This window comes from Ruegeria sp. YTSC106 (assembly GCF_059609765.1).
Window position 1 is genome coordinate 356,801 of sequence record NZ_JBXWMI010000003.1, and the last position, 20,653, is coordinate 377,453.

General features: G+C 58.6%; 23 protein-coding genes. 5 read left to right on the forward strand and 18 right to left on the reverse strand.

The features are described 5' to 3' along the window. Position 1 precedes the first annotated feature (1 nt). The 3 genes from tatB to AC2FEB_RS06215 all read left to right on the forward strand — a co-directional run bounded on the left by tatB (position 2) and on the right by AC2FEB_RS06215 (position 2,296). The gene (gene tatB, locus AC2FEB_RS06205) at positions 2–460 is read left to right on the forward strand and encodes a Sec-independent protein translocase protein TatB (RefSeq protein WP_117868757.1); all 459 of its coding nucleotides are present in this window, start codon (positions 2–4) and stop codon (positions 458–460) included. Then, positions 457–1,338 carry a twin-arginine translocase subunit TatC gene (gene tatC, locus AC2FEB_RS06210; RefSeq protein ID WP_496671043.1) on the forward strand — a complete coding sequence of 294 codons (882 nt, stop codon included), beginning with the start codon at positions 457–459 and terminating at the stop codon, positions 1,336–1,338. Before tatB ends, tatC begins: the two co-directional genes overlap by 4 nt. Positions 1,339–1,453: 115 nt before the next feature. Then, complete coding sequence (locus tag AC2FEB_RS06215; protein WP_496671040.1) at positions 1,454–2,296, forward strand: ATP-binding protein; 843 nt, start codon at positions 1,454–1,456, stop codon at positions 2,294–2,296. A 60-nt stretch (positions 2,297–2,356) separates the two neighbouring features. Here AC2FEB_RS06215 and AC2FEB_RS06220 read toward each other — a convergent pair whose 3' ends face one another. The 6 genes from AC2FEB_RS06220 to AC2FEB_RS06245 all read right to left on the reverse strand — a co-directional run bounded on the left by AC2FEB_RS06220 (position 2,357) and on the right by AC2FEB_RS06245 (position 8,482). After that, positions 2,357–3,001, reverse strand: coding sequence for an SDR family NAD(P)-dependent oxidoreductase (locus AC2FEB_RS06220; protein WP_496671037.1), 645 nt, complete (start codon positions 2,999–3,001; stop codon positions 2,357–2,359). A gap of 42 nt (positions 3,002–3,043) precedes the next feature. Next, entirely contained in the window at positions 3,044–3,292 is a 249-nt protein-coding gene (locus AC2FEB_RS06225) for a hypothetical protein (protein WP_117868761.1), read from the reverse strand. Between the two features lie 299 nt (positions 3,293–3,591). Then, positions 3,592–5,115 (reverse strand): amidophosphoribosyltransferase, encoded by a 1,524-nt coding sequence (gene purF / locus AC2FEB_RS06230; protein WP_496671034.1) that lies wholly within the window; start codon positions 5,113–5,115, stop codon positions 3,592–3,594. Positions 5,116–5,759: 644 nt separating this feature from the next. After that, a complete protein-coding gene (locus AC2FEB_RS06235; RefSeq protein WP_117868764.1) occupies positions 5,760–6,353 on the reverse strand; it encodes a CvpA family protein in 594 nt (197 codons plus the stop codon). Between the two features lie 40 nt (positions 6,354–6,393). Next, the gene (gene radA, locus AC2FEB_RS06240; RefSeq protein ID WP_299893770.1) at positions 6,394–7,758 is read right to left on the reverse strand and encodes a DNA repair protein RadA; all 1,365 of its coding nucleotides are present in this window, start codon (positions 7,756–7,758) and stop codon (positions 6,394–6,396) included. 121 nt (positions 7,759–7,879) lie between these two features. Next, complete coding sequence (locus AC2FEB_RS06245; RefSeq protein WP_299893768.1) at positions 7,880–8,482, reverse strand: DNA repair protein; 603 nt, start codon at positions 8,480–8,482, stop codon at positions 7,880–7,882. Here AC2FEB_RS06245 and AC2FEB_RS06250 point away from each other — a divergent pair. Next, positions 8,475–8,630 (forward strand): hypothetical protein, encoded by a 156-nt coding sequence (locus tag AC2FEB_RS06250; protein ID WP_254683795.1) that lies wholly within the window; start codon positions 8,475–8,477, stop codon positions 8,628–8,630. The genes AC2FEB_RS06245 and AC2FEB_RS06250 overlap by 8 nt on opposite strands. 181 nt (positions 8,631–8,811) lie before the next feature. On the opposite strand, the gene AC2FEB_RS06255 is transcribed toward AC2FEB_RS06250, so the two are convergent. The 5 genes from AC2FEB_RS06255 to alr form a co-directional block, all read right to left on the reverse strand. Further along, a complete protein-coding gene (locus tag AC2FEB_RS06255) occupies positions 8,812–9,264 on the reverse strand; it encodes a paraquat-inducible protein A (RefSeq protein WP_496671030.1) in 453 nt (150 codons plus the stop codon). A gap of 77 nt (positions 9,265–9,341) precedes the next feature. Further along, entirely contained in the window at positions 9,342–9,824 is a 483-nt protein-coding gene (locus AC2FEB_RS06260) for a cytochrome b (protein ID WP_496671027.1), read from the reverse strand. A gap of 100 nt (positions 9,825–9,924) precedes the next feature. Next, positions 9,925–10,671: an ABC transporter ATP-binding protein gene (locus AC2FEB_RS06265; RefSeq protein ID WP_496671024.1), complete on the reverse strand. Its 747-nt coding sequence runs from the start codon at positions 10,669–10,671 to the stop codon at positions 9,925–9,927. Then, positions 10,668–11,450 carry an MlaE family ABC transporter permease gene (locus AC2FEB_RS06270; protein WP_117868770.1) on the reverse strand — a complete coding sequence of 261 codons (783 nt, stop codon included), beginning with the start codon at positions 11,448–11,450 and terminating at the stop codon, positions 10,668–10,670. Before AC2FEB_RS06270 ends, AC2FEB_RS06265 begins: the two co-directional genes overlap by 4 nt. Then, a complete protein-coding gene (gene alr, locus AC2FEB_RS06275; protein WP_496671022.1) occupies positions 11,447–12,481 on the reverse strand; it encodes an alanine racemase in 1,035 nt (344 codons plus the stop codon). Before alr ends, AC2FEB_RS06270 begins: the two co-directional genes overlap by 4 nt. Positions 12,482–12,722: 241 nt before the next feature. Here alr and AC2FEB_RS06280 point away from each other — a divergent pair, with 241 nt between their 5' ends. Further along, positions 12,723–13,262: a GNAT family N-acetyltransferase gene (locus AC2FEB_RS06280; protein ID WP_496671019.1), complete on the forward strand. Its 540-nt coding sequence runs from the start codon at positions 12,723–12,725 to the stop codon at positions 13,260–13,262. A gap of 46 nt (positions 13,263–13,308) precedes the next feature. Here AC2FEB_RS06280 and AC2FEB_RS06285 read toward each other — a convergent pair whose 3' ends face one another. The 7 genes from AC2FEB_RS06285 to AC2FEB_RS06315 all read right to left on the reverse strand — a co-directional run bounded on the left by AC2FEB_RS06285 (position 13,309) and on the right by AC2FEB_RS06315 (position 20,526). Then, the gene (locus AC2FEB_RS06285; RefSeq protein ID WP_496671016.1) at positions 13,309–14,355 is read right to left on the reverse strand and encodes a Hint domain-containing protein; all 1,047 of its coding nucleotides are present in this window, start codon (positions 14,353–14,355) and stop codon (positions 13,309–13,311) included. Positions 14,356–14,478: 123 nt separating this feature from the next. Next, on the reverse strand, positions 14,479–15,969 hold the full coding sequence (locus tag AC2FEB_RS06290; RefSeq protein WP_496671013.1) for a replicative DNA helicase: 1,491 nt from the start codon (positions 15,967–15,969) through the stop codon (positions 14,479–14,481). A gap of 260 nt (positions 15,970–16,229) precedes the next feature. Next, positions 16,230–16,907 (reverse strand): orotate phosphoribosyltransferase, encoded by a 678-nt coding sequence (locus tag AC2FEB_RS06295; RefSeq protein ID WP_117868774.1) that lies wholly within the window; start codon positions 16,905–16,907, stop codon positions 16,230–16,232. Between the two features lie 142 nt (positions 16,908–17,049). Next, positions 17,050–18,231: an ammonium transporter gene (locus tag AC2FEB_RS06300; protein WP_117868775.1), complete on the reverse strand. Its 1,182-nt coding sequence runs from the start codon at positions 18,229–18,231 to the stop codon at positions 17,050–17,052. Between the two features lie 197 nt (positions 18,232–18,428). Then, positions 18,429–18,905, reverse strand: a complete 477-nt coding sequence (locus AC2FEB_RS06305; protein WP_299893748.1) for a CinA family protein — start codon at positions 18,903–18,905, stop codon at positions 18,429–18,431. Continuing rightward, positions 18,902–19,399, reverse strand: a complete 498-nt coding sequence (locus tag AC2FEB_RS06310) for a phosphatidylglycerophosphatase A family protein (RefSeq protein ID WP_117868777.1) — start codon at positions 19,397–19,399, stop codon at positions 18,902–18,904. The genes AC2FEB_RS06305 and AC2FEB_RS06310 overlap by 4 nt, the downstream gene beginning before the upstream one ends. Beyond that, on the reverse strand, positions 19,396–20,526 hold the full coding sequence (locus AC2FEB_RS06315) for a bifunctional 2-C-methyl-D-erythritol 4-phosphate cytidylyltransferase/2-C-methyl-D-erythritol 2,4-cyclodiphosphate synthase (RefSeq protein WP_117868778.1): 1,131 nt from the start codon (positions 20,524–20,526) through the stop codon (positions 19,396–19,398). Before AC2FEB_RS06315 ends, AC2FEB_RS06310 begins: the two co-directional genes overlap by 4 nt. Positions 20,527–20,653 lie beyond the last annotated feature (127 nt).

Consider the following 20,653-nt stretch of genomic DNA (forward strand, 5'->3'; position numbering starts at 1 on the left):
GATGTTTGATCTGGGCTGGACCGAGCTTCTGGTCATCGGCATTGTCGCCCTGATCGTTGTCGGGCCGAAGGACCTGCCGGTGTTGTTTCGCAATGTGGGGCGTTTTGTCGGCAAGGCCCGTGGCATGGCGCGCGAATTCAGCAGCGCCATGAACGAGGCTGCCGATCAGGCCGGAGTGAACGAGATCAAGAAAGGTCTCAACGCTGCCGCGAACCCTGTGGGCTCGGCCATGGACGGCGTAAAGCAAGCCGCGCAGGATATGGCGAAAAGCATCGATCCCACTAAGTTCGATCCTGACAGTGAAACCGGTAAACTGGCAGCAGAGCGGGCAGAGCAGGCCAAGAAAATTCAGGCCTCAACTGCTCGCGCCGCCGCCGAGCGCAAAGCCAAGGAAGCTGCCGAGGCACTGGCCAAGGCCGAAGAAGCCGAAGCGGCGCTGAAGACTGAAGGCGAAACATGACCAAGACCGACGAGATCGAAGATACCTCGGCCCCATTGATCGAGCATCTGGCCGAGCTGCGTACGCGGTTGATCCACTGCGTCGTGGCCTTTCTGGTCGGGATGATCATCTGCTTTACGGTGGCCACGCCGCTCTTCAACTTTCTGACCAATCCCCTATGTGAGGTTCTGAATGAGCGTGGACAGGATTGCGGCCTGATCTTCATATCGCCGCAGGAAGGGTTCTTTGTCGCGATCAAGGTCTCGCTGCTCGGCGGGTTCATTCTGGCCTTTCCCTATATCGGGATGCAGATGTGGCGCTTTGTGGCTCCGGGCCTCTACAAGTCGGAAAAGAACGCGTTTCTGCCTTTCATGCTGGCCTCGCCCTTCATGTTCCTTCTGGGCGCAAGCTTTGCTTTCTACGTTGTGACGCCGTTGGCCTATGACTTCTTCCTTGGGTTCCAGCAGTTCGGGGCTGAAGGTGAAGCCGTGGCCGATGGAGTAACTACAGCGCCGCTAAGCGTGGTGTTTCAGGGCTCGGCGCAGGAATACCTGAACCTGACGATCAAGTTCATCATGGCCTTTGGGCTGTGCTTCCAATTGCCGGTTCTTCTAACCCTCATGGGCAAGGCAGGACTGGTGAGCGCAGAGGGTCTGGGTGCAATGCGCAAATACGCGGTTGTTGGCATTCTGGTGCTGGCGGCGATCGTGACGCCCCCTGACGTGATCACCCAGATCATTCTCTTTGTTGTGGTCTACGGCCTCTACGAGATCTCGATCTTCCTGGTGGCTCGGGTCGAAAGGAAACGGGAAGAGCAATTGCGGGCTGAAGGTTACTACGATGATGAAGAAGCCGAAGCAGACGAAGACCTGATGCGGGAATTCGAAGACGACAAGTAATCTGCTGACACAGCAACTGAGGCGCGCCCCGACGGGCGCGCCCTTTTCGTTGGCTGGCCTTGTTGCGCCAATCAGAACATGCTTTGAACCGATCCAGACCTGACCGGAGGAGCCGATGGACGACCAAGCCCTGAACCGTATTGCTGCCGCGTTGGAGCGCATGGCGCCGGCGCCTTTGGCCACACCGGATTTCAACGCAGCCCCGGCCTTTGTCTGGCATGTGGAACCGGAACGGCTAGAACCGGTTGAACAGGTCAATCGCGTCGATCTGGATCTGTTGGTCGGCATCAATCGGTCGCGTGACACGTTGCTTGATAATACGCGCCGGTTCGCGGCTGGTTACAAGGCAAACAATGCGTTGCTATGGGGGGCGCGGGGGATGGGCAAGTCCAGCCTCGTGAAAGCCGTTCACGGCGCGCTGAGCGCGGACCACCCCGAACTGAAACTAGTGGAACTTCAGCGCGAAGACATGGGTTCGGTCGCCCGCCTGCTGAACCACCTGCGCACGGCACCTTATCGGTTCATCCTGTTTTGCGACGACCTCTCGTTCAGTCACGATGACCAGCATTACAAATCGCTCAAGGCCGTTCTGGATGGCGGCATAGAAGGTCGCCCGGAAAACGTGGTATTCTACGCGACCTCGAACCGCCGCCACCTGATGCCGCGGGACATGATTGAAAACGAACGTTCCAGCGCCATCAACCCGTCAGAGGCGGTCGAGGAAAAGGTATCATTGTCCGACCGCTTCGGATTGTGGCTGGGATTCCATCCCTGCGATCAGGATGAATATCTTGCCATGATCGACCGTTATTGCGCGGCCTACGGCGTTTCGGTCGATGCCGAAACCCTGCGCGCCGAGGCAATTGAATGGCAGGCCACTCGCGGATCGCGTTCGGGTCGTGTCGCGTGGCAGTTCTTCGTCGATCTCGCCGGGCGCAACGGCGTTCATATCGCCTGATCCCATCTTCATCTGGCTAAAAATATCCCCGCCGGAGGCATGGCCCGTCAGGGCCATTTCCTAAAGCAGCGCCAGAATCCGGGCGGCCTCATCAGCCGTGCTCGTCAACGCATCGCGGTCTTCACCCGGATGGAATCGTGCACGCACGGCGGTCGGCATCGGCGCTGGTTCCACAATCGAAACCCTCGGACCAGTGCGTTTGGTTTCGGCCTCCCAACTGCGGGCCAGAGCCATTTGCGCGGCTTTGGTGGCACCGTAGATGCCATAGAACTTCTCACCGGCTTTCGGGTCATCGAAAAACACCGCGCGGCCGTTTTCACCCAGCAGGGGCGTGACGTACGGAATCAGAACCGAGGTTGCGTTTGCGTTCGTGTTGACTGCCTTGGTCCATTCCTTGGGGTCGACGAAATGTACCGGTGTCAGCGCCGAGGTGTGAATGGCCGTGTGCAGCCACAGATCCACCTTGCCCCAACGGTCATGGATTCCGCGGCACAGGGTTGCCATCGCGTTCGGATCGGTGATGTCCATCGGTGCCAGCGTGGCCGAGCCACCCTTGGCTTTGATGCGATCGTCAAGTTCTTCCAGCCCGCCGGTGGTCCGGGCGACGGCGACGATGTGGTATTCGGGTGCCAGTGCTTCGGCCAGGGCAGCGCCCAGCCCGCGAGAGGCCCCGGTTATCAGGGCAATTTTGGTCTTGTCGGTCATGCCTGCGGTTTGAACCCCCGGGCGCGGGGCGTCAAGATGCGATCAGCCTCCGGGAATGGCGATACGCTTGGTCTGGCCGCTTTGTCGCAGCATGATGCCATGCTCATCAATCGCGATCACTGTACCGGAGGCAACGCGGCTTCCGGGTTTGACCTCTTTTACACGGCCCGATGACAGGCGCATCAGGGCGCGCATGTCTGCTTTCGGCCCGAATACTCCCAGAACCGAGACGGAATTCTTCTTCAGCGCACCTCGCTGCGTGGCCGCGCTTTTGACTGTGGCGTTTGACATGATCCGTGGTCCGGGACATGGCCCGGAACCCCTTGTTGAGTGAGTGGTCGCCGCCGGATAACAAAACGCTCAGGTGAACAAAAGCGCTGCGCGGACAGGTGTCATCACGATTTGGTGCCCTTGAAAAAAACCCTTGTGATTGCGCGGAATTCGCCGATTGGTTGTGGCAAATTTCCACTCATCCACGACACAAGACCGCAATCAGGCTGCCCGGCAGCCTTCGTCGGGCCAGAATGACCCACCGTTTTGATTCGCCGTTCAGAATGGGAAACCGATTGCATCAGTTCCGTATCGTCCGCTCAACCCGAGGCCAGTTTTGCCGCATTCCAGGACCCGCCCGGGACCTGCATGTCAGCGCGTTTCTGGCTGACACGGCTGCTGTTTTCCAGATTGTCCAGATAACCTTCGCTGACGCTGCCTGTGATGTAGTTGCCATCAAAGCAGGAACAGTCGAAGGCTTCGATCTCGGGATTGCCTTCCTTGGCGGCCCAGATCAGGTCATCCAGATGCTGATAGAACAGTGCGTCCGCGCCCAGTTCTTCGCGGATCTCTTCGATCTCTTTGCCGTTTGCAATCAGCTCGGTCTTGGTTGGCATGTCTATGCCGTAGACATTGGGGTACTTCACCGGAGGCGAGGCGCTGGCGACATAGACTTTCTTGGCCCCGGCGTCGCGGCACATTTGCACAATCTTCTTGATGGTGTTGCCACGCACGATGGAATCGTCGATCAGCAAGACACTGTGGCCGTCGAATTCCAACGGGACGGCATTCAGTTTGCGGCGGACGGATTTCTGCCGCTCTGCCTGACCGGGCATGATGAAAGTTCGCCCGACATAGCGGTTTTTGACCAGGCCTTCACGGTAAGGGATACCGGTGATCTTCGCGGCTTCCAGAGCCACAGGGCGGGCACTGTCAGGAACCGGGATGATCCGGTCGATTTCCAGGCCCGAGTCCTGAATCTGTTTGGCCAGCGTCTGACCCATGCGCATCTGAGTTTTGTAAACCGAAACACCGTCCAGCAAAGAGTCCGGGCGGGCAAGGTAGACATACTCGAATATACAGGGCGTCAGCTTGCCTTCGACCGCCTGAAACTCGTGCATGTTGCCGTCCAGATCGATCAGAATTGCCTCACCCGGGAGAAGATCACGCAGCTTTTCAAAGCCGTTGATGCCAAAGGCCACGTCTTCCGAGGCAAAGGCATAATCATCGCCGTCTCCGTCCACTTCGCGTTTGGCGACTGACAGCGGGCGAATGCCAAACGGATCGCGGAAAGCCAGCATGCCGACACCGGCGACCAGACAGATCACGGAATAGGCGCCCTGAACGCGTTCCATCGTCATCTTCACACCGGCAAAGAGGTTGCGGATGGGCTCGCGATTGCCATTCACCTTGATCGCGTCGGCCACTTTGTCGGCCAGCACGTTCAGCAGGATTTCAGAGTCTGACGTGGTGCGCAGGTGCCGGCTGTATTTGCCAGTGACCTTCTCGCGCTGTTCAGCGGTGTTGGTGATGTTGCCGTTGTGAACCAGATAGATGCCGTAGGGGGCGTTTACAAAAAAGGGCTGCGCCTCGGCCGCGCTGAGAGATCCCGCCGTCGGATAGCGCACATGCCCCATGCCCACATGGCCCAAAAGGGTTTCCGCATCCTGGGCATTGAACACGTCCTTGACCAGGCCGTTCGCCTTCTTTTCGCGGAAGAACTCGCCGTTGTAGGTCACGATCCCTGAGGCATCCTGACCCCGGTGCTGCAGCATCAGCAACCCGTCATAGATTTCGGCAAACACATCATGTGTTCGACTTGCGATTCCCAAAATCCCACACATTTACGGGCTCCAACTTCTATGACGATTTGATCTGAGGATTGACCGCTGGTCGGCGCTGGATCCTCTGTAAGGTGCGTGCGGGCAATTTGGTAGCAGGCGAAAACGACGCCAATTGGGCGACCATTGTTACGACCAGCGCGCATTCGTACAGAAAGAACAAGATCGGTGGCTCCGATTCCGTGGCGGGTTGGCCTCCACATAATGCCTAATGGCGTGGCTGTCATCAAAGGATCACACTCACCTATTGCCGCAGGTCGGGATTTCAGGGATCGCGGCAGGGTCAGGAAGAAGATGACATGTGCAATCATATGTGCTGTCATGCCATTTAATATGTGCAAGTCAGGATGGGTGCAGCACGCAAAGGGCCGGAATGTGGCAACATAAACCTCAACAGAAAAAGCAGGAGCGGATCAAGCAACGGTGCCACAGGTGCCGGGGAATGGGTCGGGCGCCCTGTCAGATCTGTAACGGCGCGGGCGAAGTTGTCAAAAGCCGGGATATTCTTGGCAAACCGATCTCCAGCCGGTGTGACGGGTGTTTCGGGCTGAAAACGATCCGCTGCACGGTCTGTGGCGGGGAAGGGTATATTTGAATCGAGAAAGCCCGGACAGTGCCGGGCTTTCATCATTCAATGCAACCTGAGATTACCCGTCAGCGGGCGCGGTGGTTGCGGGTTGTTCGTTTCCTGCGGTGCAGCTGGCGACCAACTCTTCATATTGTGCAGTCACCCACCCCAGAGCCGCTTCGGGGTTTTGTTCTTCAATCTGGCTGCTGAACTGCTCGAACACTTTGGCCGAGCGGCTTTCGTCCACGATTGTATAGGACTGGCCTGTCATGACCGTGTCATAGACAAAGAAGGCGATTGCAACCAGCAGAATGCCGCGCGCGATGCCGAAGAACAGCCCCAGCGCCTGATCCAGCCCGCCCAAAGCCGAGCGTTGGACCAGCGATGAAAACAGCGGTGTAAAGATGCTGACCACAATCAGCGCCACGGCGAAGACTGCTGCAAAACCGGTGATCACCGACAGTTCACAGCTGTCGCGCAGGAAATCTCCGACCACCGGTATTTCCTTGACCAGCGGCACGGCCTGTGGGGCAAAGATGAATGCCAGAACAGCCGCTGCGACCCAGCCCGCAATGGCCAGAACCTCGCGCATGAAACCGCGTGAGTAGGCCAGCAAGCCCGACAGCACGATGATCAGCGCGACCACCCCGTCAATTATTGTAAAACCTTCCATGGCCCTCGCCTGTTCTTTTTCTGCCCCTCGAGGCGCGACTTTAACCTGCTCCGAAGGTTTCGCCAACAAACCCCACCAAATCAGAGGGTCGGGTGAGTGTCAGACCTGCCACAGTGCCAGTTTTGCCACCTGCCGGAGCAATTGCCGCTGTGAAACCAAGTTTTTGCGCTTCTTTCAACCTGTTTTCGGTCTGTGGGGCAGGTCTAAGTGCCCCAGACAGCGAGATTTCTCCGAAAACGACCGTATCCGTGGGAAGGGCCGTGTCTTCGCGTGCGCTCAGTAACGCAGCGGCAACGGCCAGATCGGCAGCGGGTTCGCTGATTTTTAATCCACCGGCGACGTTCAGATAGACATCAAGGCCCGCGAAGGGGATGCCGCAGCGCGCTTCGAGCACTGCGAGGATCATTGCCAGCCTTCCGCTGTCCCATCCTACGACGGTTCGGCGCGCTTGCGAATGAGGTGAGGGTGCGACGAGCGCCTGCAATTCGACCAACACGGGGCGGGTACCTTCAATTCCGGCGAAAACAGCAGAGCCGGGGCTTGGTTTGCCACGTTCGGACAGGAACAGGGCCGATGGGTTGGTGACTTGTGCCAACCCCTTGCCGGTCATTTCGAATACACCGATTTCGTCCGCCGGGCCAAAGCGGTTCTTGACTGCGCGCAGTATGCGGAACTGGTGGCCGCGCTCGCCTTCGAAATAAAGCACCGTGTCGACCATATGCTCGACCACGCGAGGGCCGGCGATCTGGCCATCCTTGGTGACGTGGCCAACCATGATGATCGAAACACCGTGCCGTTTCGCAAACGTGGTCAATTCATGTGCCGCAGCCCGGACTTGTGACACCGAGCCGGGTGCGCTGTCGACATTGTCTGCCCACATGGTCTGAATCGAGTCGATGATGGCCAGACCGGGCTTTTCCGCTTCAAGCGTTGTGAGGATGTCGCGCAGATTGGTTTCGGCGGCGAGTTGAACGGGGGCGTCCTCAAGCCCCAGACGGCGGGCCCGCATGCGAACTTGCGCGCTGGCTTCTTCGCCCGAGACATAGATGGTTTTCACGCCTGCACGCGCGAATCGCGCCGCGGCTTGCAGCAGCAGGGTGGACTTCCCAATGCCGGGGTCTCCGCCCACCAAAAGGGCCGAAGCCGGGACCAGCCCGCCGCCCAGAACGCGGTCCAGCTCCTCAACCCCGCAGAGTGTACGGGGCGGCGGCGTTTCCTCGGTCGACAGGTCTGTGAGTGCAATGGACTGGCCGCGTTTTCCGCCGAGTGATTTTTTGGCCGGGCCAGCCGATAGGGGCGCGTCCTGAACTATGGTGTTCCATTCGCCACACCCATCGCAGCGCCCGGACCATCGTGTATGCGTCGCGCCGCAGGCCGAGCAGGAGAAGGATGTCGTCTTTACCATGACGCTCTTCGTGCCCGAGGTTGGACGGTTCTTCAAGCCCTTGTAGGCTTTCCTCACCGCCGATGGCGCGCTGCGGCCTCAGGCCCCGATGGGCCATCGTCCGCAGCGGGCGCAGTCGCGCCTATTCCGCCGGTCGAAGGGGCGACATTGCAATCACGCTGGCCGCCTTGGAAGAACTCTCATTGCGTGGAGCCTGTAGTTGGGTGGACAGTTCGGGGAGAAGCTCGAACAGCTCATCCCGCAGGCGCGTAAGTTGCGACTTGGCGATTGTCTCTTCCATTTCCACATCCCGCGTCCACTGGCGCAATTCGTTCTGGATGATCTGCGCTTCTTCCAGACGCCGCTGAAACAGCTCGATCTCTTCCTGCCGCTGTTGCAGGAACATCCGCGCGCGTTCGACCCGGACATCGCCATAGGTCTGGGCCAGTTCCTGACTGATCTGGCTCATCTGAGCGGCCAGCTCCAGAATCTCTGGCTCAAGCGATTGCAGGTCAGGGTGCTGGCGCAGAAAACCCATGCGTTCTTTGACTGCGTCAAACTCGGAGGACATCATGAACAGCCCGCCCCGGTCAGCGGTATGGGCCATGTGATACGCTTCTGCGATGTCATGCATGTTGAGCGCGAATTTGCGGTGGTTGTTTTCCAGCGCCATCATTCGGGCATTGGCTGGCAGGTAAAACGCCAGCATGAGAATCAGCGCTGTCAGGACAATCTGGATGAACATGCCGGCATCCTTTGCCGGTGCCTCGCCAAATCCGGCCTGCATCGAGAGCCACGGCAATACACCCAAAGCGGACAAAAGCGTGGCTGAAACGGCAAGTAAAGCAGCCATACAGATAAGGAAAAAGGTCAATCTTAAAAAGGCATTCTGAAACCGTAATGTAATACTGTGGAGGGCGGCCATGATCGTCGAACTCCTTCTCAAACCGGAACACACCGGGTCAAAGCGGAAGGTAATCTAACGACTTAGCGCGATCCGCTGCGGACCCGAAAACTACAAAACACTGCTGCTCGAAATACAAAGATGATACTCAGATTTGTGTTTTCAATCAATTAGGTCTGAGCTTTTCGTGAAGTGGATTTCATCTCTGTAATATGGCCCAAAGCGATCGAAGCCAGAATGCAGGCGGTGAACAGGTAAAGACCCCATGCAGTTTCGATGGTCGCATAAGAGATGCCCTTGGCCAAAGTGATGTAGAGCGCGATGAGGAAGATGTCAGCCATGGCCAGCTTGCCGAGGATGTTGAGCGCGGGCTGAACGCGTGGGTCCAGCAGGTTCCATTGGATCAGGGCGGTGCCGATGGTTTTGATGTAGGGCGCAAAGAGGGCGAAGATGGTGACGATCAGCGCAAGGAAGACGTCGGATTTCCACAAGGATTGCAGCCCGGTGATGACGCTGATTTCGCTGAGACCGAAGATCGGCAGGAACCCTGCGCGCATCAGCGGGGCGAACCACGCGATGGGGTAGAGGATCAGCAGCGAGAGGGTGGTGAGGCGGAGGGTCATGGCGGCCAGTTCAGTTACGTTTGACCGCCTAACAGTACGTCGTTGGATCGTCTGTGCAAGGATGCTTGTTTAGAAGGCTATTCTGCCCGCCTCATACGGGCCATCAAATTGGTTTTCAGGACGAACTGATGGAACAGGGCGGCCAAAATATGCAGAAGAACCAAAACAAGCATCAGCGTTTTCATGACTTCATGCACTTCAGCGGATGCTTCTATCCCTCCGAACCAAGCAAGGGCGCCAGAGGCCGGTAAAAGCAACATCAAGGCATACAGCGAGAAATGGGTTGCATGAGCAGCGAGTTTCATCGCGGCGGTTTCCTGTTCCGGGAGTGATGGTGCGCCGCGGGTCAGTCGCAATGCGATCCGCCAAATCGCAAGTGCAAGGATAAGCAGGCCTCCGAATACATGGAGAGCAACTGGTGCTTGAAAAGAGACGGGTAATCCGCGTTCGATTTGATCCCATGCCTCAGAAATCGGATCGTGAAAGAGGAACTGAACCGCGATCAGAAAGAAAATAGCCCAATGGAGGGCGATTTGGGTGCGCGAATAAGAAGTGGGCATGGGGAAGCTCCAAAAAATACAAGAGTTACACTGGTGTAACGTATGACTTCGGGAGTTCCGTCGATGAGTTTTGAGTTTTTTTCGTCGAGCGCAGGAGGTTTCACCGCACCGCCTCAATCGGCCCCTCGGCACTGCCGCTGATGAATTGCTCCACATACGGATCATCCGAGGCGTCCATCTGGCTGACCGGCCCGGTCCACTGGATCACGCCTCCGTGCAGCATGGCCACGTTGTCGGCAATCGCGCGGACGGAGCTCATGTCGTGAGTGATGGTCATCGCGGTGGCGCCCATCTCGGTCACGATTTCGCGGATCAGGTCGTTGATGACGCCGGACATGATGGGGTCCAACCCCGTGGTGGGCTCATCAAAAAAGATGATCTCGGGCTCGGCGGCGATGGCGCGGGCGAGGCCCACGCGTTTTTGCATGCCACCTGACAGCTCGGCCGGAAAGCGGTCGGCCACGTCGGATTTAAGTCCCACGCGGCGCAGTTTCTCTATGGCGATCTCGCGGGCTTCCTCGGTTGGACGCTTCAATGAACCGCGCAGCAGGCGGAAGGCAACGTTTTGCCATACGGTCAGAGAGTCAAACAGGGCCGCACCCTGAAACAGCATGCCAAACCGGGCCAGAAACGCATCCCGGTCGCCTTTACTTGCGTCTTTTCCGTCGACATAGATCATGCCGCTGTCGGGCTTGATCAGGCCCAGAATGCACTTCAGGGCGACCGATTTGCCGGTGCCTGACCCGCCGATGATGACCATCGAGGTGCCCTTAGGGATTTCAAGGTTCATGCCTTGCAGCACGTGGTTGTCGCCAAAGGCTTTATGTACGTTCTCCATCCGGATCATAGCGAGAAGAAAACCCCCGTAAGAACGAAGTTTGCAGCCAGAATCAGCACGGCGGCGGCTTCGACCGAGCCCTTGGTGGCGCGGCCCACGCCCTGTGCGCCACGGCCGGAATTCATGCCGTAGTAACAGCCCATGATAGCTGCGATCAGGCCAAAGGCCGCGCCTTTGACCAGCGACGAGACGATGTCGCGGGTTTCCAGGAAATCCACGGTGTTTTTCAGATAGGTCGCCGGGTTGAAGCCCAGGTTTTGCGTGGCCACGGTGTAGCCGCCGGCAATTCCGATGATGTCACCCACTGCTACCAATGCAGGCACTGTAATCAGCGCGGCCAGAACCCGCGGGACGGTGAGGTATTTCATCGGATGCGTGGACAGTGTGACCAGCGCGTCGATCTGTTCGGTCACTTTCATCGTGGCGATCTCGGCCGCGATCGAGGATGTCACGCGGGCTGCGATCATCAGCCCGACCAGAACCGGGCCAAGTTCGCGCACCATGCCGATGGCGACGATCTGGGGCACCACGGCTTCGGCGTTGAAACGCGCGCCGCCGGCGTAGATCTGCAACGCCAGCGCACCGCCGGTGAAAATCGCCGTCAGGCCGACGACGGGTAGGGACAGCCAGCCGATGTTCAGCAGGGCCATACCAAATTCGCGCGGATAGAAAGGGGGGCGCAGGATATGCGAGATCGCATCAAGCGCGAACAGAGCCACCCGGCCAAAGGCCGCAAGCAGGCTTAGAACTGTGCGGCCCAGACCTCCGAGCGCGGTGATCGGGTTCATTCCACATAGCCCCGCGAATAGCGATTGCCCATTGATGTGAGGATTTCATAGCCAATTGTACCGGCAGCTTCAGCCAGATCATCGACGGTTTGATGGCCATTCAGGATACGCAGGCGTTCCGGGTCTTTGGGCAGGTCGGTGACATCCACCGTGATCAGGTCCATTGAGATGCGGCCGACAACCGGGCAGGGCTGGTTGCCGGCGAAGGTGTCGATCCCGCCGCCGATGGCGCGATGCAGGCCGTCTGCATACCCCGCCGCGACTGTGGCGATACGAGACGGTCGACGCGCAACCCAGCTGTTGCCGTAACCAACAGTTTCGCCCACGGCCACCTTGCGCACCTGAATGACAGGCAGATCGACCGTGACAACGGGTTTGGCATCCGCAAAGGGCAGGCCGCCGTACAGACCAATGCCCGGGCGGCAGAAATCGAAATGGAACTCTGGCCCCAAAAGCATGCCGCCGGTTGCAGCCAGAGAACGCGGCGCAGTGACACCTTCGGTCATCTCTCGGAAGGTTCTAAGCTGCTGCTGGTTCATCGGATGGTCCGGCTCGTCCGCGCAGGCCAGATGGGACATGATGACAACAGGTGACAGCGCCTCAGCCTTTGGGCGCAATTCGGCCCAGTCGGCGGGCTCCAGACCCAGACGGTTCATGCCACTGTCCAGTTGAATGCCGAACGGATGGTTGGGCAGGGCTTGTTGGTGGAGTTGGAACTGCTCTGGCGAATTGATCAACGGCGTCAGATCGTTGGCGAGCAGCAATTGTGTGTCGCCTTCCATATGCCCTGAAAAGACACAGATCATCGGGCCGGGGCCAACCGCCTGGCGGACAACAGCGCCTTCTTCTGCGGCAGCCACAAAAAACTTGCGAACGCCTTCTTCGGCCAGCGTGTCGCTGACAGGCCCGGCACCCAGCCCGTAGGCATCGGCCTTGACCACGGCACCGGTTTCGACCCCGGTTTTCGCGTCGAGCGCCCGCCAATTGCTGGCGAGCGCCTGAAGATTGATCGTCAAACGTGCAGTACTCATGGCACTGTTCATGACATTGCGCCGTCCAAGGTCAAGAGGGAATGGCGCATTTACCTGGCGGTTTTTGACGGTGTTTCGTCTGTTGTGGCGGAAAACACCAAAAAATCAGAAGATTCGCCAACCTTCCGTTGTAATTGCCCGGTTCGGGGATTGTTTTCACATCAAAGTTAAAGCGATCTTGGGAACAGGATCGTTCCGCCCCGGCGAAGGCGAGGGCGCACCGTCAACCAATGAGGAAGCCATGGATTTTTCTAACGGATTGGCCGGAGACCCATCACAGATCATAAGTCTTTTTGCGGATGTCTTTGCTGCGTCGGAAGGGCCGGAAGAGGGGGCGGTAATTGGTGCATTCGTGCGTGAATTGATCAACAGCACGCCTCCCGAAGATATCCTGGTGTGCACGGCGCATCAGGATCACGAGCTGCTTGGCTGTGCCATCTTTTCAAGGATGACGTTTTCGCAGGATACGCGCAATGTGTTCATCCTCTCACCGATGGCCGTTCAAACGGGCTCGCAAAAAACAGGTATTGGACAGGCGCTGATTTCTTATGGTCTGGATCGCTTGCGGGCGTCAGGTGTGGATGTGGCACTGACCTATGGCGATCCGGCCTACTATTGCAAAACAGGTTTTGCGCAGATCTCGGAAGACACCGCCCAACCGCCGCTGAAACTCAGCCAACCGCATGGTTGGTTGGGTCAGGCGTTGGATGGTCACGAAATGAAGCCTTTGAAAGGCCCGTCGCGATGCGTTTCCGCACTAAATAATCCGTCGCTCTGGTAAACGAGGTAGGCTGTCTGGTTTGGGCCCACGACGATCTTGGCATCGCTTAGAACTGGGCCTGATCCAGGATTGCCTTACTGTTCCGGATGTGCCGGGCCACCAGCTTTTTCTGACGTCTGCCACTTGGGATATAGAAGGCAGGGTCCATATCCCGATTGCGGTTCAGCCCCGGAAAAAGCTGCAAGAGCTCGTGCAACGCTTCGGGTGGAAGGGATTTGAGGGTCTCGGGGCCGGTGAACAGGCTTTCGCTTGGCGCACCTTCGGCAAAGAGTACCACGTGGCGGTCAAAGACAAGGTGGTGGTAAGTCACCTGCGTCGCGTCACATTTCACATGAACGCCCGGTAAATCAGTCAGCCGGATGGCCGAGACCAAAACGTCTCGCGTGTCGAACATGCGCTGCGCTATGTCTGATCGGACCAGTATTCTGTGTTGTCGCGATACCATCAGGTCTCGACGGGGCAATCCGTGTCCCAAAGCCCCGGCCATGATGCAGACCGGGCGCAGTTCGGGCGTTTTCAAAAGGTCCGACTGGCGAAGGGACCGGGATAGAACCAGACGAACGACTTCCGAATTGCCACCGGTTGTCATGACCCGGTCGCCTGACCTTATGTCCTGAACGGATATTTGCCCACGATCCGTCAGGATAAGGGTGCCAGAGGTGAAACAGGGGGCTCCGGGGCTGGGATTGGGGTCTTCTACAAAGTTAACCCCATCCTTCGATGACAAGGACGCGGTATCGTCAGTCCCGTTGCTGCCTATCTGGGTCGAGGTCTGGCCATTGGCTGGCCCCTGGGTCGCAGTCACCTGAGCGTCAAAGGACACAAAGCTAAGAACCGAACCATTGTCTGACAATGAAATTGCCCCCAATCGATTAATCCGGGCGGAGATCACGTAATAATCGAACCCGCCCACGCTGGTCATCGTTCCGGTGTCGACATCTGTCGAACTGCGTACCGAGCCGTTGGCGTTGTAAACATCAACCTGCAACCCGGTGACATCGGTTCCGGTGGGGACACGGATTTCAATGAAATCTCCGTCCGGAGCAAAGTTCGGGCCGTTGCGATATCTTATTTCCGAAATAATCGCGGGCAATTCTGCTGGTCTCCGGGCGGGAACGGTGCATTCTGGCTGAACGTCACCGTCACTTTAACACCGGGCGGGGAAAACACAAAAGTGCTTGGCGTGTAGCATCTTGGGCGGGCGTTCAGTCCGCGATCAATAGCCCTCGATCTCACCGCCCTGTTGCCAGGGTTTGACCAGATTGCCAAAGCGGGTGAATTGTGCCTCGAACGACAATTCGACCGTACCGATGGGGCCGTGGCGCTGCTTGCCGACGATGACTTCGGCCTTACCGTGCAGACGTTCCATCGCCTGCTTCCACTCTTCCATCTTTTCCAGTTCGTGATCGCCGGGCTTTTCCCGTTCCTTGTAATATTCCTCGCGGAACACGAACATAACCACATCAGCGTCCTGTTCGATCGATCCTGATTCCCGCAAGTCGCTGAGTTGCGGGCGCTTGTCGTCGCGATTTTCGACCTGACGGGAGAGCTGGGACAGGGCGACCACCGGGATGTTCAGTTCCTTGGCGATGGCTTTCATGCCCATCGAAATCTCGGCGATTTCGTTGACGCGGTTGTCGGCCATGCCCCGGCAAAGCTGGAGGTAGTCGATGACAAGCAGATCGAGCCCATGCGTCCGCTTCAACCGTCGCGCACGGGCGGCGAGTTGCGAGATCGGCAGGGCCGGGGTGTCGTCAATAAACAAAGGGCAGGCTTCCAGTTCCTTGGCCGCATCCACGAAACGGCGGAATTCGGCCTCGGTCATGTCACCCTGACGGATTTTGTGGCTCGAGATCTCCGAGGCTTCGGCCAGAACCCGGCCTGCAAGCTGTTCCGCGCTCATCTCCAATGAGAAGAAGCCAACCACGCCGCCATCTATCGCACCCTCGGTGCCGTCGGGTTTAGTCCCGCGCTTGAAGGCCTTGGCAACGTTGAAGGCGATGTTGGTCGCCAGCGAGGTTTTACCCATGGATGGGCGCCCGGCCAGAATGATCAGGTCGGACGGGTGCAACCCGCCCAATTGCTTGTCCAGATCGGCCAGACCGGTGGAAATCCCAGCCATGCCGCCACCGCGCTGGTAGGCCTCGTTGGTGACGTTGACGGCTTCGGTGACAGCCTTGAGGAAGGATTGAAAGCCTTGCTCGGTCTGGCCCTGCTCGGACAGCTGATAAAGCAGCTGCTCGGCCTCGACGATCTGTTCTTTCGGCTCGCTGGCGATATCGACCCGCGCCGCCTTGTCCGAGATATCGCGGCCCAGCCGGATCAATTCGCGCCGGATGGCGAGGTCATAGATCATCTGGGCATAGTCGTGCACCGCGAATGCGCTGATCGAGGCACCGGCCAGCTTGACCAGGTAGGCGGGACCGCCCAGTTCTTTCAGGCCCTCATCCTCGGCCATGAACGATTTGAGCGTTACGGGCGAGGCGAGCGCATTCTTTGCGATACGGGCCGCGGCCACTTCGTAAATCCGGGCATGGACCGGATCGTAGAAATGTTCAGCCCCGATGATCGAGGCGACCCGGTCATACAGGTCGTTATTGGTCAGGATCGCACCCAGAAGCTGTTGTTCGGCTTCAATGGAATGCGGCATGGTTTCGGCGTTCTGAATCTGTGCCGCTGCCTGCTCGATGCTGCTAATCTCGTTCATTTTTGTCCCCGCTGCCCGTTCCGAGGTTCTACACGCGAAGCCCCGGTTCAGGCTATCTGCAAATGAATGGGGGTAAGTTGGGATAACCACCCCCGGCCTCGGGATAACTGCCCACCTTAATGGGGATAACTTCCGTCCAGTTTTGCACGGCAGTGAGGTTATCGCAACATTTGGTGTCGTAACTGCAATTTTCGCCTAGATAGGCACGATTTCGGACGATTCGAATATCAACTATCCCCAATTCGCCCACAGGCTTGAGGTCACGACTTATGGGCTTCCTGCCATCCGCGCGGGTCATTCAGGAAGGCCTCGACACCGTCAAGTGTTTCTTGGTCAAAGGTTTTCTGCGCCTTGGCCTCGGCCAGAACGTCCCACCATGTGCAAAGGCTGTGCAATTGAACCCCGTGATCGCCCAGTGTCTTCTCGGTCTCGGGGAAGATGCCGTAATAGAAGATCACTGCAGTATGGCTACAAGTAGCACCGGTTTCGCGGATCGCATCGACAAAGGACAGTTTCGAGCCGCCGTCGGTTGTCAGGTCTTCGACCAGCAGTACACGTTCGCCTTCGCTCATCGCGCCTTCGATACGGGCATTGCGGCCGTAGCCCTTGGGTTTCTTGCGGACATAAGTCATGGGCAGGGCCATGCGCTCGGCGACCATGGCGGCAAAGGGGATCCCCGCCGTTTCCCCGCCTGCGATGTTGTCGAACGCCTCGAAGCCTGCGTCGCGCATTACTGTGACGGTCAGGAAATCCATCAGGGTCGAGCGGATACGCGGGTACGAGATCAGTTTGCGGCAGTCGATATATGTCGGGCTGGGCAGGCCGCTGGCCAGCGTGAACGGTTCGCGCGCATTGAAATGCACGGCTTTGATCTCCAGCAACATTCGCGCGGTCAGGCGGGCGATTTCGGTGCTGTCGGGAAAGGAACTGGGGATCATGGTGCAAACCTCGGGGCTGAAAACACGTTGCGGGCTGATAGCCCGACCCTTGTGCCGGAGTCGAGAGGGATTGGACAAAAGAAAAGCGGACCCCCAAGAGGTCCGCTTTTGCCCTTACGGGCGATGGGCAGCCAAGGTGGGCTTAACTGCTCATGTCATAGGCCCGCTCGCCATGTACCGAGAGGTCGAGGCCATTTGTCTCGGTCTCGGCGTCTACGCGAAGTGGCGTGATCTGTGCAACCAGTTTGACCAACACAAACGTGACAACTGCCGTAAAGGCACCCACGATAATCAGCCCACCCAACTGCGCGGTCCAGGTTCCGAGGCCAAACAGGGCGATCATGATCGTGCCGAAGATACCGCCGACGCCATGTACGGCGAACACATCCAGCGTGTCGTCGATATTCAGCTTGTTGCGCACGACGCTGACGGCTTCCTGACACAGAACGCCGGCCACCGCGCCAATGATCAGGGCCTGAACCGGACCGACGAAACCTGAAGCGGGCGTGATCGAGGCCAGACCGGCGATTGTGCCCGTGACCAGACCGACCATCGAGGCCTTGCCAAAACGGATACGTTCCCACAGGGCCCAGCTTAGGGATGCGGTGGCAGCGGACAGGTGCGTTACGGTCAGGGCCATCGCTGCTCCGCCATCGGCGGCCAGTTGCGAGCCACCATTGAAACCGAACCAGCCAACCCAAAGCATTGCGGCACCGATCATGACATAGCCGGGATTATGCGGAGGCGTGGTACGGTTACGCCGAGGGCCGAGGATAACCGCGATGATCAGGGCTGCCAGACCAGCGGTTTCATGCACCACGATGCCGCCAGCAAAGTCGCGCACTCCGATCTCGCCCAGAATGCCGCCATCAGCCAGCATCCCTCCACCCCAGATCCAGTGCACCACCGGTGCATAGCACAGCAGCATCCAAAGGGCCGAGAAGGTCAGGACAAAGCCAAAACCCACACGCTCGACATAGGCGCCCACGATCAACGCCGGGGTGATTATGGCGAAGGTCATCTGAAAGGCAAAGAACAGGATCTCGGGCAGGGTTCCTGCAAGGCTGTCCACGTCGACGCCGTTGAGGAAGGCTTTGCCCAAACCACCCCAAAGTCCGCTTTCACCGGGGCCGAACGCGATGGAATAACCTGCGACCAGCCAAAGGACGCTCATCAAACAGGCAATTGAAAAGCAGTGCATGAACACGCTGAGGACATTTCGGGCACGCACGAGGCCGCCATAGAACAGGGCGAGGCCTGGCAATGTCATGAAAAGGACCAATGCGGTTGCAACGATGATCCAGGCTGTGTCTGCTCCGTTCATGGGCCATTCTCCCTTCCGAATGAGTGCGCCGGTCCGTCGAAACTCGGCACAGATCGGCGCTGTGTGAGCGGTGTGGGCTGTTTCAAGCCACCGTCGGTTGGAGAAAAAAGAGGCAAGGCGAAAAAAAGCGCCTGTTTTGGCAGCCTTTTTTCAACTGACTTCAAAAGAAGCGGTTTCAGGGGCCATGTGCTGAAAGTTTAGGCGTCTGCGGAAAGGGCCGTGTACAGCAGGCCCAAGGCGTGGTCGCGCGCCGCACGCCGCACAGCATCGCGACCGGGTGCGCCGAATTCGACGGTTTCGACATGCGTCGGCTGTCCCTCGGCGGCCAGCCCGAAACACACACGCCCTTCAGGTTTGAATTCGGACCCGCCCGGCCCGGCAATACCGGTGATCGAGACGGCAAGTTGCGCTCGTGAATTGCGCAGCGCGCCTTCTGCCATTTCGCGGGCAACCTCTTCGGAAACCGCACCGTGCGCGTTCAGCGTTTCGGCCTGAACGCCCAGCATGTCCTGTTTGGCTTGGTTGGTGTAGGTGACGAAACCCCGATCCACGACGGCAGAGCTGCCGGGAATGTCAGTCAGGGCCGCAGCGACCATGCCGCCGGTGCAGCTTTCGGCGGTGGCGATCATCACGCCTTGCGCCTTGGCGCGGTCCAGCAGGTCTGTCACGTTCATAGCCCCAGAACTCCGTGTGCTATACCTGCCAGAACCATCACGCCGATGGCTGCAAAAACACCCGCAATCACGTCGTCCAGCATCACGCCCATCGGATCTCCGCGGCGATCAGCCCAGCCAATGGGCCCCGGTTTGGTGATGTCGAACAGACGGAACAGGATGAACCCAGCAACCCAGCCGGGCCAGAGCGCGGCAATGTCGATTCCATGCGCCCATGACGGATAGGAAATCGCCCAAAGCGCGATGAACTGGCCTGCGACCTCATCAATGACAATTTCGGACGGGTCGTGGTCATCCTGACCCCTGGTCATTACCCGCGTGGCCCAGAGGCCGCCGAAAAAAACTGCAACCGTTGCGATCGCCAGCAACGGGAAACCACCCAGCGTGTGCAATACCCAGGCCATCGGCAAGGCCACCAGCGACCCCCAGGTGCCGGGGGCGGGGCGCATATAGCCAACGCCGCCAACCGTACCGATCATCTGTGCGATATTCATGCCTTCACCAGACAGGCTGTGGCGAGCGAGGCGATGCCCTCGCTACGGCCGGTAAAGCCCAATCGCTCGGACGTTGTCGCCTTGACCGAAACCTGATCTGCGCGCAGGTTCATGATGTCAGACATCTTTTCCCGCATGGTTTCTGAATGCGGGCCAATTTTCGGATATTCGCAGACCAGCGTGCAATCGACGTTCGAGATACGGTATCCCATCTGTTCTACCAGCTCGACCGCGTGGCGCAGGAAAATCTCACTGGCTGCGCCTTTCCATTGCGGATCCGAAGGTGGGAAATGCTGTCCGATATCCCCCTGAGCGAGCGCGCCATAGATCGCATCGGTGACTGCGTGCATCCCGACATCGGCATCCGAATGGCCTTGCAGCCCGCGGTCATGCGGCACCTTCACACCGCAAAGGATCACATGATCTCCATCGCCAAAACGGTGCACATCGTACCCGTTGCCCAGCCTTACATCCATGTCCGTTTCCATTATGCGTTCCGCCCGGGCAAAATCCTCGGGGCAAGTGATTTTCAGATTGTCAGCATCGCCCGGTACGATGCAGACATCGAGCCCGGCGGCTCGGGCAACCTCGACATCATCTGCCGCGCCGCCGGGATGGGCAGCGTGGGCAGCGGTGATGGCGTCATAGTGAAACCCTTGCGGAGTTTGTGCGGCGAACAGGTTGCTGCGATCCTGCGTGCCGGTTACAACCTGTTCATGCCCGATCCACAGCGCATCTGTAACCGCCAGCCCGGGCGCCGCCGCCGGACATGTGTCCAGGGCGTTCAGAACGTCCTGTATGATGCGGGGTGTGACGCAAGGCCTTGCCACGTCGTGGATCAAAACGCGCTGCACGTTCAGGCCGGCCAGTGCGGCCAATCCATTGCGCACCGATCCCGCGCGATCCGTTCCGCCCGAGGCAAGGATCAGGTCGGTTTCACGAAATTCTTCCCATGCGGCGCTATCTTCGTCGGACAACACCAGAACAATGTGATCCAGCTGTCCGCGAAAGCGCTGGATCGTCCAATCGGCCACCCGCCGACCCGCAAGGCTACGCCATTGCTTTGGCACGCCACCCCCGGCGCGCGACCCGCGACCGGCGGCAACTATGATGGCGGCGGTTGTCATATGTGCACGCTCTCCTCGTGATGGGCATTGTTTAGGCGGAGGTGAATGCAGAGGCAATCACCCATGGTCATGTGATTAAAAAACAGGCAAATGATGGTTTTGCGGGCTTGTTTCGCGCTGCTTTGTT

Bases quoted from the DNA above. Each gene is read 5' to 3' on its own strand.
- tatB (WP_117868757.1), top strand. From the start codon at position 2: ATGTTTGATCTGGGCTGGACCGAGCTTCTGGTCATCGGCATTGTCGCC.
- tatC (WP_496671043.1), top strand. From the start codon at position 457: ATGACCAAGACCGACGAGATCGAAGATACCTCGGCCCCATTGATCGAG.
- AC2FEB_RS06215 (WP_496671040.1), top strand. From the start codon at position 1,454: ATGGACGACCAAGCCCTGAACCGTATTGCTGCCGCGTTGGAGCGCATG.
- AC2FEB_RS06220 (WP_496671037.1), bottom strand. From the start codon at position 3,001: ATGACCGACAAGACCAAAATTGCCCTGATAACCGGGGCCTCTCGCGGG.
- AC2FEB_RS06225 (WP_117868761.1), bottom strand. From the start codon at position 3,292: ATGTCAAACGCCACAGTCAAAAGCGCGGCCACGCAGCGAGGTGCGCTG.
- purF (WP_496671034.1), bottom strand. From the start codon at position 5,115: ATGTGTGGGATTTTGGGAATCGCAAGTCGAACACATGATGTGTTTGCC.
- AC2FEB_RS06235 (WP_117868764.1), bottom strand. From the start codon at position 6,353: ATGGAAGGTTTTACAATAATTGACGGGGTGGTCGCGCTGATCATCGTG.
- radA (WP_299893770.1), bottom strand. From the start codon at position 7,758: ATGGTAAAGACGACATCCTTCTCCTGCTCGGCCTGCGGCGCGACGCAT.
- AC2FEB_RS06250 (WP_254683795.1), top strand. From the start codon at position 8,475: ATGAACATGCCGGCATCCTTTGCCGGTGCCTCGCCAAATCCGGCCTGC.
- AC2FEB_RS06245 (WP_299893768.1), bottom strand. From the start codon at position 8,482: ATGTTCATCCAGATTGTCCTGACAGCGCTGATTCTCATGCTGGCGTTT.
- AC2FEB_RS06255 (WP_496671030.1), bottom strand. From the start codon at position 9,264: ATGACCCTCCGCCTCACCACCCTCTCGCTGCTGATCCTCTACCCCATC.
- AC2FEB_RS06260 (WP_496671027.1), bottom strand. From the start codon at position 9,824: ATGCCCACTTCTTATTCGCGCACCCAAATCGCCCTCCATTGGGCTATT.
- AC2FEB_RS06265 (WP_496671024.1), bottom strand. From the start codon at position 10,671: ATGATCCGGATGGAGAACGTACATAAAGCCTTTGGCGACAACCACGTG.
- AC2FEB_RS06270 (WP_117868770.1), bottom strand. From the start codon at position 11,450: ATGAACCCGATCACCGCGCTCGGAGGTCTGGGCCGCACAGTTCTAAGC.
- alr (WP_496671022.1), bottom strand. From the start codon at position 12,481: ATGAGTACTGCACGTTTGACGATCAATCTTCAGGCGCTCGCCAGCAAT.
- AC2FEB_RS06280 (WP_496671019.1), top strand. From the start codon at position 12,723: ATGGATTTTTCTAACGGATTGGCCGGAGACCCATCACAGATCATAAGT.
- AC2FEB_RS06290 (WP_496671013.1), bottom strand. From the start codon at position 15,969: ATGAACGAGATTAGCAGCATCGAGCAGGCAGCGGCACAGATTCAGAAC.
- AC2FEB_RS06295 (WP_117868774.1), bottom strand. From the start codon at position 16,907: ATGATCCCCAGTTCCTTTCCCGACAGCACCGAAATCGCCCGCCTGACC.
- AC2FEB_RS06300 (WP_117868775.1), bottom strand. From the start codon at position 18,231: ATGAACGGAGCAGACACAGCCTGGATCATCGTTGCAACCGCATTGGTC.
- AC2FEB_RS06305 (WP_299893748.1), bottom strand. From the start codon at position 18,905: ATGAACGTGACAGACCTGCTGGACCGCGCCAAGGCGCAAGGCGTGATG.
- AC2FEB_RS06310 (WP_117868777.1), bottom strand. From the start codon at position 19,399: ATGAATATCGCACAGATGATCGGTACGGTTGGCGGCGTTGGCTATATG.
- AC2FEB_RS06315 (WP_117868778.1), bottom strand. From the start codon at position 20,526: ATGACAACCGCCGCCATCATAGTTGCCGCCGGTCGCGGGTCGCGCGCC.